General features: G+C 74.0%; 6 protein-coding genes. 1 reads left to right on the top strand and 5 read right to left on the bottom strand.

Features of this window, described 5'->3' with window-relative positions:
* Positions 1 to 158 precede the first annotated feature (158 nt).
* Positions 159 to 1,583, bottom strand: coding sequence for an NAD(P)/FAD-dependent oxidoreductase (locus tag K6I33_RS29460; RefSeq protein WP_229357594.1), 1,425 nt, complete (start codon positions 1,581 to 1,583; stop codon positions 159 to 161).
* A gap of 165 nt (positions 1,584 to 1,748) precedes the next feature.
* Here K6I33_RS29460 and K6I33_RS29465 point away from each other — a divergent pair, with 165 nt between their 5' ends.
* On the top strand, positions 1,749 to 2,177 hold the full coding sequence (locus K6I33_RS29465) for a hypothetical protein (RefSeq protein WP_229357595.1): 429 nt from the start codon (positions 1,749 to 1,751) through the stop codon (positions 2,175 to 2,177).
* 27 nt (positions 2,178 to 2,204) lie between these two features.
* On the opposite strand, the gene K6I33_RS29470 is transcribed toward K6I33_RS29465, so the two are convergent.
* The 4 genes from K6I33_RS29470 to K6I33_RS29485 all read right to left on the bottom strand — a co-directional run.
* Entirely contained in the window at positions 2,205 to 3,029 is an 825-nt protein-coding gene (locus tag K6I33_RS29470) for a polyphosphate polymerase domain-containing protein (protein WP_229357596.1), read from the bottom strand.
* Positions 3,026 to 3,655 (bottom strand): DUF4956 domain-containing protein, encoded by a 630-nt coding sequence (locus tag K6I33_RS29475; RefSeq protein WP_229357597.1) that lies wholly within the window; start codon positions 3,653 to 3,655, stop codon positions 3,026 to 3,028. Before K6I33_RS29475 ends, K6I33_RS29470 begins: the two co-directional genes overlap by 4 nt.
* Before the next feature lie 172 nt (positions 3,656 to 3,827).
* Complete coding sequence (locus tag K6I33_RS29480; protein ID WP_275126801.1) at positions 3,828 to 4,538, bottom strand: LuxR C-terminal-related transcriptional regulator; 711 nt, start codon at positions 4,536 to 4,538, stop codon at positions 3,828 to 3,830.
* Positions 4,539 to 4,930: 392 nt separating this feature from the next.
* The coding region (locus K6I33_RS29485) for a helix-turn-helix transcriptional regulator (RefSeq protein ID WP_229357599.1) at positions 4,931 to 6,615 on the bottom strand (1,685 nt) is incomplete at its 5' end.

The following is a 6,615-nucleotide window of genomic DNA, read 5'->3' on the forward strand; positions in this document are numbered from 1 at the left end:
GCTCGTGGCGGTGGGGCTGGTGGGGTTCCGTCGCCGCGACGTGGGGTGAGGGTGCCCCAGTCCCGCCCCTTCCCGTTTCCGAAGGGGCTGCGCCCCCTCGTACCCCCTTGTCCTCAAGCGCCGGACGGGCTGTTCAGCCTGTCCGGCGCTTGAGGGCGCTACCCCTCCGCCGTCAGCTGCGGTGCCAGCGGGGACTGCGGGTGCGGGCCGAAGAGGACCGCCTTGGCGACCGGCGGTGCGAAGAGGGACGTGACCGGGGCGGTCAGTGAGAGCACCCGGCGGAAGGCCTCGCCCACGACGGGGTCACCGGTGGCCCGCCGCTGCACGCGGGCGAGGTACCAGTCCCCGGGCCGGTCGACCGCCCGGCCCCGCGGGAGGTTGCCGGTCGCGCCGGGCACGTTCTTGTCCGCGCCGGAGGAGATGTCCCACGCCTGCCGGGCCGCTTCGACGAGGGCCCGCTGCACACGGCCGGTCGAGGGTGTGCGGCGCGGGTCGGTGAGGGCGTCGCGGAGGGCGACGGCGCAGAGCGCGGCGACGGACATGCCCTGGCCGTAGACGGGGTTGAAGGCGCACAGGGCCTCGCCCGTCGCGAGGAAGCCGGCCGGACGGCGGCCGGGGCCGTCGTAGCGGCGGCGGACGTTGCCGGTCTTGCGGAAGCCGTGGATGGGGGTGATGGGCTCCGCCTTGAGCAGCCAGTCGTGCAGGACGGGGTGCGGGAGCTTGGCCGCGAAGGCGAGGAAGCCGTCCTCGTCGGTGGGCGGTTCGTCGCCCCGCAGGCCGGAGAGGATCACGGACCAGCGGCCGCCGTCCAGGGGCATCAGGATGCCGCCGTAGCGCTGGGTGGGGTTGGGGACGACGTAGATGCCCCGGAAGCCGGGGTCCTCCTGGCCGGCGGGGACGCGGTAGAAACGGGTGGCGTAGGCGAGGCCGGTCTCGAGGACCTCCTCGTGGGGCGGCTCGGCGCCCAGGGCGGCCAGCCAGGAGGGGGCACGGGAGGAGCGGCCGGAGGCGTCGACGACGATGTCGGCCTCCAGAGTGGTGCCCGCCGAGGCGGCGGGCAGGCCCCGCTCGCGCAGGCGGACGCCGCGGACGCGCGTGGCGTCGCCGAGCAGGCCGGTGACCTCGACGCCCTCGACGGTCCCGATACGGGAGCCGCCCCCGAGGACGCGGCGGCGCACGACCCAGTCGGTCAGGGGCCGGGAGCCGGTGAGGACATGGGTGGTGGCACGGGTCCGGCGGTACCAGTGGCCCGCCTGCCACTGCACGATGTCGGTGGGCATCGCCACGCGTGGCGAGCCCTCGTCGAGCAGCTCGCCCACGATGCCGGGCAGCAGCTTCTCCAGGGCGTCCTGGCCGCTCTCCAGCATGACGTGGGTGTGCTTGTCCTGGGGGACGCCGGAGCGGTTGTCCGGGCCCTCCGGGAAACGGTCGCGCTCGACCAGCGTCACCTTGTCGGCGTGGGCGGTGAGCACGTGCGCGGCGAGGAGGCCCGCGAGCCCGCCGCCGATGACGACGGCGTGCCGCCGGGCCCGGCCCTCGTCCTCATTCGCGCGTGGTGCGCCCCCGGCGTCCTCTGCTGTCACGTCGCCACCCCATTCGTTCCGTCGTCCGAACCGGAAAATGCTGCGATCACCGTACCGGCAGGGCCCGTTGGGTGTGACGCGGAGCGATCCACCGCACCTCAGTGACTTGAGGGGCTTTGGTTCGTTTTCGTGGTGTACGTCGTTCCGGTACCGAGAGAGGCTCTCATGCGTCTGCGCCACACCGTCACCCCGCTGCTGGCCGCCCTGTCGTTCGCCGTGGTCGCACCGGCGGAGGCGTCGGCGGCGCCCCCGAGCGCCGAGCAGCTGCCCGAGACGCTGTCCTTCCAGGCGGCGGCCGACCTCCCGAATCCGGGGGCGCTCGTCAAGAAGGAGCAGGCCGCCGCCCTGGACCAGGTGCGGGAGGGCGGCTCGCAGTCCGCGCCGCAGGCGGCCCCGCAGTCCGCACCCCAGTCCGCGCCGCAGGCACAGTCGCAGGCGCAGCCCCAGGCGGCTCCGGCCGAGGGCGCGCCGGCCGGCAACGCGGGCAACGCGCTCGCGGGCCCGCTTCAGCCCCTCGTGGGGCCGCTCCAGCAGCAGTTGACGCGTCTGCCGGTGGTGGGAGGGCTCCTCGCGGGGCCCGGCGGAGGGCACTGAGGCGCCCGCCGGAGGGGCCCTCCGCGCTCAGCCCGTCCAGGGCTCCCCGAAGGCGTGCCGGGCCGCGCGGCGCCAGCGGTTGCCCGGGAGCCCCGGCCGCAGCGCCGCGTACGCCCCGCAGTACTTGGTGAAGACCGCCGGGCGTATACCGCTGTCGTGCAACAGCCGGTCCGCCTCCGTCAGATGACCGGCCGTCTTGGTCTCCACCAGGACGAGGCCGGGTGCGCAGCGCACGCTCCGGCCCGCCCGCAGATCGTCGCAGACCAGTGCCACGTCGCAGGTGACGCGCTCGCCGTCGGCCACGAAGGTGGTGCGGACGTAGTCCGTGCTGAGGGACGGCCGCAGCACGGGGGGCGAGTCGATCCCGTAGGCGTCGCGCAGGGTGTCCGCGAGGAAGGCCCGGAAGGGCGCGTCGAGCGGGGTGTCCTCACCGGTGAGGGGGCGGCGGTGCTTGACGGTGTCGCCCCGCCCGCCCTTGAGCTTGATCTCGAACTGCCGCTCTCCGCTGTCCTGGTAGACGCGTTCACGGATCTTGAAGCGGAGGCGGCGGCCCTGCCGGTGGTCGTGGAAGGAGCGGAGCTCCGGGGTGTCGTAGTACACCGAGTGGTACCGGAAGGCGCGGCGTCCGTCGATGGTGAGGGCCCGGAAGGGGCCGCCGGGGCGCCGGGGGTCGGTGAGCCTTTCGGCCATCGCCAGGAAGACATCGGCGGGGACGAGGTAGCTGCGGTCGAAGCGGGCCATGAGCTCGGCGCGCGCGTTGACCTCGGCCAGGGAGATCGGTCCGGCGGCGCCGGCCGCCTCGCCGACGGCCCGGACGGCCGCGGGGACCGGTGGTGCCGGTGTGGTGGTCACACGGTCTCCCACGCGGGCGCGGCGCGGTGCGCGGTCCGGGACCGTCCGGCCGGGTGGGCGCCGCCCGGGGCGGGTTCGCGGTAGCGGACGTCGACGACCATCAGATCGCGGACGTAGTCCACCTCCATGACCGTCCAGTGGAAGGGTTCGCCGAGTCTGCGGGCGAGGTCGGCGCGGAGGGCGGCGGGGTCGGCGTGCACGGTGTCGAGGGTGACGACCGAGCGGCGGGAGCGGGCGAACAGCCGGGGGTGGTCGGCGGCGTAGACGACGAGGAGCAGGACCGCGCTCAGGCCGGCGGCCGCCGTGAACGAGAGGTTCGGCAGCCCGCACAGCAGGCCGAGGACCAGCGTGGTGAAGTAGTAGGCGACTTCCTCATGCTGGACGGCGTCGGAGCGGAGCCTGATGATCGAGAGGACTCCGAAGAGCCCGAAGCCGAGCGCCGCCCCACCGTTGCCGCCCACCTGGGCGAGGGCGGCGACAACGGTGAACAGGGCGACGTTCAGGGCGAGATAGGCCGGCACCAGGTCGCGGCGGCGGTGCCGGGGGTAGTAGATCGCGAAGGTCAGCAGGCATATGGCGGCGAGGTCGAGCCCGAGATGGGCGACGAGGTGCCGTGACGAGTCCATGGGTCGGCTCTCCTGTGGCTGTCGGGAGGAAGAGCTCAGACCTTAGGGAAACAGAGAGTGAACACGCAGCCGCTTCCGGGTGAACCTTGCGCTTCTTTGATGGAAACGGACGACGAGTGTCCGGAACGGCATCACTCCTGTCGCGTTAGGCACTCTTGCCGCCGCGCCCGGCTCACTTGATGAAGTCCTCCACCACCTTGGGGGGCCAGGTGCCGACCTTGAGCACGCCCATGGAGTAGGCCCGCGAGACCAGCGCGGCCCGGTTGGGCACCTTCAGCTTCCGCAGCAGACAGGTCACGTGGTACTCGACGCCCTGCCGGCTGAGGTAGAGGCGGGACGCCAGCGGGATGGTGGACACCCCGGCGGCTATGCCCTCCAGGATGCGCGCGTCCATCTCGGACAGGATCTTCTTGCGGCCGGCCACCACCCGGGCTCCCTCGGCGCCCCGGGTCGCGGGCATCATCACCAGGATCGCGGTGGTGTCGGGGAGCCCACCGCGCACCGACACCGCCGTCAGGGGCACGGTGAAGGGGGATTCGTCCGCGCCCACGGCGATGACCGGGGTGACGAAGCGCTGGTGCTTGCCCTCGATCAGATGCGAGAACTGCCGCATCAGCGGCTGCCGGACGCTGGGGTGCACCACGTCGCGGAAGCTTCTGCCGCACAACTCCTCGGAGGAGCCGTCGAACTGCCGGAAGAACTCCTGGTTCGCCTGCTGGATGGTCAGGGACGTGTCGAGACTCGCCATGCACAGCCCCGACTGCTCGGACTGCGCACGGGCGTCCGGGGAGCCCGCCTGGGCCTCCGGGCCGTCCTGGGAAGCTACCCGAGCCGAATCGACCGAAGCGAGAACAGAATTCAACAAGAGATGGGACCCTTTCATGGCACTTCACACATGCGGAATCGCTATGCAATCGCGTTGTAACGCGGAATCCAGACCCTCGTCCCGAGGCCCGGCAGCCGAACTGGGCGAACTCCTTGAAGACTAGATAGCCGCCGGTCGGCGGTCAACGACCGCCCTGCCGCCCGTCCTAAACCTGCGGTCGGGCGCGGGAAAGGTACGGTCCCCCCTTCGGTCTTCGGTGGGCCGAATTCCGCACCGCCCGCCCACCGCCCACCAACAGCCCCACAACCACATGTGACCTGGGGTTTCCTTACCGGCTGGCGTCCCGTCACCCGGGTCCGCCAACATGCGCGTACGGCGCGCCCGGACATCCGGGCGCGCCGTACCGGCGGTTTATTGGAAGCCGCGCACAACAAGCGCGGACAAAGGATTCAGCCGGTCATCCCCAAAGCCGGACCCCATTGCACGGACGCCAACTCGGCGCGGCCCGTGATCCCCAATTTTCGATAAGAATTCGTAAGGTGTTTCTCGACGGCCCGGGAACTCACCCCGAGTTCCCGGGCGATGTTCTGGTTGGTGAGGCCGCGGCCGACGAGCGCGGCCACCCGGCGTTCGGCCGGGGTGAGCACGGCCGCCGGCACCCCCGGGGCGCCGAGCTCCTCGTGCCCGGCCCGTCTCACCAGCCGGGGCACGCCACAGGCCACGGCCAGCTCCCCGGCCTCCCGCAGCGCCGCCTCCGCCCGGGGGCCGGCGCCGAGCCGTCTGCCCAACTCCTGGAGGGCCCTGGCGAGTTCCAGCCGGTTGGCCGAACCCCGGAGCACGGTGACCGCCTCGGTCAGCAGGGCCTCGCCCGGGCCGCCCCCGTACAGCCGGCCCTTCAGCCGCAGGGCGCGGCCGAGCACGGCGGGCGCGCCCCACTGCTCGGCCCTCGCGTGCTCCTCGTCGGCGAGGACGCGCGCCGCGCCGAGGTCGCCGAGCCGGTGGTGGAGGCTGACGGCCCAGGGCCGCCACGGGAACAGCGCCGAGCCGTGCCAGCCGGACGCGGCCAGTTGCCGGCCGCAGGACAGGACGGTCTCCAGGGCGCCCGTCCAGTCGCCGCGCCCCGCCTCCAGCGAGGCCTCCAGGAGCCTGAGCATGGACGTGGTGACCAGCCCCGGCGCCCGGCACCGGCCGCCCAGGGCCAGTACGCGCTCGCTGAACGCGGGGTCGCGCACCTCCAGCGCGACGGCGGCGAGCACCACGGCGAAGGCCGCGCTCCCCTCGCCCTCCGGCTCCCCCGGCCGGTCGACGACACGCTCGGCGTGCTCGCGCGCCTGCGTCAGCCGCCCCTGGGCCAGGAGCGTCAGCGCCCGCTCCGCGTGGTCGACGGCGCCCGGCGGCGGGCCCTGCGGATCCCTCAGCCGGTGTCCGGCGGACAGCCAGGAGGCGACGGCGTCCACCGAGTCGGCCCCGCACAGCGCGAGCACCACGAGGGGCAGCGCCGAGTGGGTGCGGTCGGGGGTGGCCGGCTCGTGCTCCAGGATCCGGTGGCCCAGACGGGCCGCCTCGGCCGCCGTCAGGGCGCCGGAGACGGCCGCCGCGTGGAGCAGGACGGCCGCGAGCTCCCGTTCGCCCGCCGAGCGCAGCGCGGGCTCCTCCCCCATGCGCCGCAGCCGGCGCACCGCCGCGCCCAGCTCGGCCGGGTCCTCGCGGCCCGCGTGGCGCAGCCGCGCCTCCAGGCGCAGGGCCGCCTCGCGGGCCGTGCCCTTCAGCAGCGCGGCGGGGCCCAGCTCCCCGGCCGTCCGGCGGAGCAGGGCGATGACGGGGGCGGGCAGCGCGCCCAGGAAGGCCGGCGGTATCCGCAGGGCTGCCAGGGCCCGTTCGGTGGGGCCGGAGAGCAGGGAGACGGCCTGGGTGACGTGGCGTTCGCAGGCGGCGGGGTCGGTGTCGCGGACGGCCGCGGCGAGGTCGGCCAGCAACCGGGCGCGGTCCGGGCCGGGTTCGGGGTGGTCCTGGAGCGCCCTGCGCAGAGCGCGGGCGGCCGTCTCCGGGTCGCCGGCGCGCAGCGCGCTCTCGGCGGCCTCGCGGAGGATCGCGGCGGCCCAGGGCCGGGGGGCGGTGGCGGACTCCACGAGCC

Origin of the sequence: Streptomyces sp. UNOB3_S3 (assembly GCF_020740895.1) — a bacterium.
GTDB lineage: Bacteria > Actinomycetota > Actinomycetes > Streptomycetales > Streptomycetaceae > Streptomyces.

Coding starts and splice junctions, on each gene's coding strand:
- K6I33_RS29465 (WP_229357595.1), top strand. CDS start 1,749: ATGCGTCTGCGCCACACCGTCACCCCGCTGCTGGCCGCCCTGTCGTTC.
- K6I33_RS29475 (WP_229357597.1), bottom strand. CDS start 3,655: ATGGACTCGTCACGGCACCTCGTCGCCCATCTCGGGCTCGACCTCGCC.
- K6I33_RS29480 (WP_275126801.1), bottom strand. CDS start 4,538: ATGAAAGGGTCCCATCTCTTGTTGAATTCTGTTCTCGCTTCGGTCGAT.